Below are 3,056 nucleotides of genomic sequence, written 5' to 3'. Positions count from 1 at the left end.
ACGCGGGCGGCTCGCCGGAGCCGTGCAGGGTGTTCGCGGCCGGAGGCGCGTACTGGCCGTAGCGCGCCGGCTGGGAGACAGGCTGAGCCTCGTTGCCGGCTGCGGCGTTCGGCGTGTACGGCGGCTGCGCAGCCGCGGAGGACGGGGAGGGCTCGGTCGGGTTCTCGCGGTGCGCCCCGCCTGGTGGATCGGCTCGGTGGGCCCGGTGGTCGACGACGACGCTCCGGAGCTCTCGCCGTAGCGGCGCCCGGCCGCTTCTGGGGCGCCGGACTCCGTCGGCGTAATGGGTTCCTCCGGCTGACGAGGACCCTCGTGACTCTCGGTCATGGGTGCTGCTCCTTCCAAGCGGGGATAGCTTGTCGAGCGTACCTGGAGGTTTCTTATGACGGGCCTGCGAGCGGGAATTGAAAGAGGTGGACGCCCGTGAGCGGGCACACTGGGGGCGTGAGCATTCCCGGATCCTGGACCCGTGCCGCCGCCGGCGCCGGCCTCCTCGGCCCCGGCGGCGAGGTCGCCGCGACCGTCTTCAGCGAGATGAGCGCCCTCGCGCTGCGAACCGGGGCGGTCAATCTCGGCCAGGGTTTCCCGGACGAGGACGGCCCGCGCGAGATCCTCGATGCCGCTCGAGAGGCGATCGCGTCCGGCGTGAACCAGTACCCGCCCGGCCCCGGCTTCCCCGTGCTGCGCGAGGCGATCGCCGCCCACCAGAGCCGCTTCTACCGTCTCGACCTCGACCCGGACGGCCAGATCCTCGTCACGACCGGTGCCACGGAGGCGCTCGCGGCCACCCTGCTCGCGCTCCTGGAGCCGGGGGACGAGGTCGTCACCTTCACTCCGCACTACGACGCGTACGGCGCACTGATCGCGCTCGCCGGAGGCGTGCACCGCACCGTCCCGCTACGGGGCCTCCCCTTCACCGTCGATCACGACGAGCTCGTCGCGGCCGTGACCGACCGCACCCGCGTCATCCTGGTGAACGACCCGCACAACCCGACCGGCGCCGTCCTCCCGCTCGAGACGCGCGAGCTGATCGTGCGGCTCGCCGAGCGGCACGACGCCCTGATCGTGACGGACGAGGTGTACGAGCACCTGCGCTTCGACACTCCGCACGTGCCACTCGCGACCCTCCCCGGGGCGTTCGAGCGGACGCTCTCGATCTCCTCCGCGGGCAAGACCTTCAGCACCACCGGGTGGAAGATCGGCTGGGTGAGCGGGCCGAGGGCGCTGGTCACCGCCGTCCTCGCGGTGAAGCAGTTCCTCACCTACGTCAGCGGCTCGCCGTTCCAGGGTGCCGTCGCCCTGGGGCTCGGACTCCCCGACTCCTTCTTCACGACCGTGGCGCAGACGCTCTCGGCGAAGAAGGACCTGCTGTCGGCGGGCCTCGCTGCGGCGGGCTTCGGCGTCGCCGCGCCTCCGGAGGGTACTTCGTCGTCGCGGACGCCGCTCCCCTCGGCTACGACGACGGTGTCGCGCTCTGCCGGGCGCTCCCCGAACTCGCGGGAGTGGTGGCCGTGCCCGTGTCCGCCTTCTGCCGGTCGGAGGACGCGGCTGAGTACAGGTCGCTCGTGCGCTTCGCGTTCTGCAAGCGGTTCGAGGTGCTGGAGGCCGCCGTCGCCGGCCTGGCGCGCATGGGACGCTGAGCCGGTAGTCCTCGACGGGAGCGCGGAGCGGCTGCACCCGTACCGACGGACGAGAGCCGATCGCTGCCGGCGATGGGATCAGAGCGGCTGCACCCGGAAGCGCCGCAGGGCGAGCGCCGGGTTCTTCGCTCGCGCCGCGTCGATCCGCTCGCGCGAGACCCAGGCGACCGCGACGTCCTCGACCTCGCCGAGGGTCGCGATCTCGACGCCCATCGGGTCGACAACCATGCTCGTGCCGACGCCGATCGGAGGCGTCTGATCGGCCGCGACGAGGTAGACGGTGTTCTCGAGGGCACGCGCGGTGACGAGCGTCCGCCAGTGCGCCTCCTTGAGCGGGCCGCGCACCCATTCGGCGGGTGCCGCGATGACGTCGACCCCGGCGTCCACCAGCCACCGGCTCACCTCGGGGAAGCGCAGGTCGTAGCAGGTCTGCAGGCCGACGACGAGGCCGCCGACCTCGAACGTCTCGGGTGCGGCGATCTCGCCGGGCGCGACCCACTCCGACTCCGTCTGCCCGAAGGCGTCGTAGAGGTGCAGCTTGCGGTAGCGGGCGACCAGCGCGCCCGCGGGATCGATCGCCACGAGGGTGTTGGCGATCCGCCGCCCGTCGAGGGTCTCGACCATGCCCGCGACGAGGTGGACGCGGAGCTCGCGGGCGAGGGCGCCGAGCCCCTGGACGAACGGCCCGTCGAGGGTCTCGCCCGCCGCGACCAGCTCGGGGCCGAGCGGGTCGGTGAAGGCGGAGCTGTACTCCGGCAACACTACCAGGCTCGCGCCGCGCCCGACGGCGACGCGGACCAGGCGCCCGATCGCCGCGAGGTTGGCCACGCGGTCCTGTGTGGGAGCGAACTGCGCGACGGCCATGCCGACGGCGCCGGGCATCAGCTCGGCGGGTAGAGGAAGAGCGCGACCTGCGAGGCCGGGATCGTGCGCTTGTGGTAGGCGTGGTCGTTGCCCCAGTTGTACTCCTCGAGCGAGACGGTGCCGTCGGAGTTGACCGCCTGCACGTACGCGACGTGGTTACCCGTGAACCAGGCGACCGCACCGGGCACGGGCGTGCTGCTGGTCACCCAGCCGTGCGACGCCCACTGGCCGGCCCAGGCGTAGGCGCTGCCGCCTCCGGGGGTCATGTTGCCCCAGGTCCATCTGAAGGGAGACCCGGTGGAACCCTGATCGCGGTTGATCCGCCAGGCGACGAAGTCGACGCACTCGCGGTAGTAGTAGCGCAGCGGAGAGAGCCCGCCGCCCTGGTCGTCGGTCAGCTGGTCGCGCCAGGGGTAGTCGTCGCCCTCCTCGCGAGGCGTGACGGAGGTGCTCGTGCCGGTGCTGCCGGCCGCGGCACCGCCCACGGAGGTGCCGGCGGTCGTCCCGGCTGCGGCCTGCGCCTCCTGGGCCAGGCGCGCCGTCTCGGCATCG

General features: G+C 72.6%; 2 protein-coding genes and 1 pseudogene. 1 reads left to right on the top strand and 2 read right to left on the bottom strand.

Annotated features, from left to right (window positions below):
• Positions 1-444 precede the first annotated feature (444 nt).
• Positions 445-1,640 (top strand): annotated as a pseudogene (locus ACH61_RS14705) (aminotransferase class I/II-fold pyridoxal phosphate-dependent enzyme).
• A gap of 78 nt (positions 1,641-1,718) precedes the next feature.
• Here ACH61_RS14705 and ACH61_RS14700 read toward each other — a convergent pair.
• A complete protein-coding gene (locus ACH61_RS14700) occupies positions 1,719-2,522 on the bottom strand; it encodes a carbon-nitrogen hydrolase family protein (RefSeq protein WP_068213476.1) in 804 nt (267 codons plus the stop codon).
• Positions 2,522-3,056 (bottom strand): CHAP domain-containing protein (locus tag ACH61_RS14695; protein ID WP_153038918.1); only part of this gene is annotated, 535 nt, incomplete at its 5' end. The genes ACH61_RS14695 and ACH61_RS14700, both read right to left, overlap by 1 nt.

This window comes from Rathayibacter tanaceti (assembly GCF_001634385.1).
Lineage (GTDB): Bacteria > Actinomycetota > Actinomycetes > Actinomycetales > Microbacteriaceae > Rathayibacter > Rathayibacter tanaceti.
The sequence above is the reverse complement of the archived record's forward strand: the minus strand, read 5'-3'. Positions and strand labels throughout refer to the sequence as shown.

Bases quoted from the DNA above. Each gene is read 5' to 3' on its own strand.
- ACH61_RS14700 (WP_068213476.1), bottom strand. From the start codon at position 2,522: ATGCCCGGCGCCGTCGGCATGGCCGTCGCGCAGTTCGCTCCCACACAG.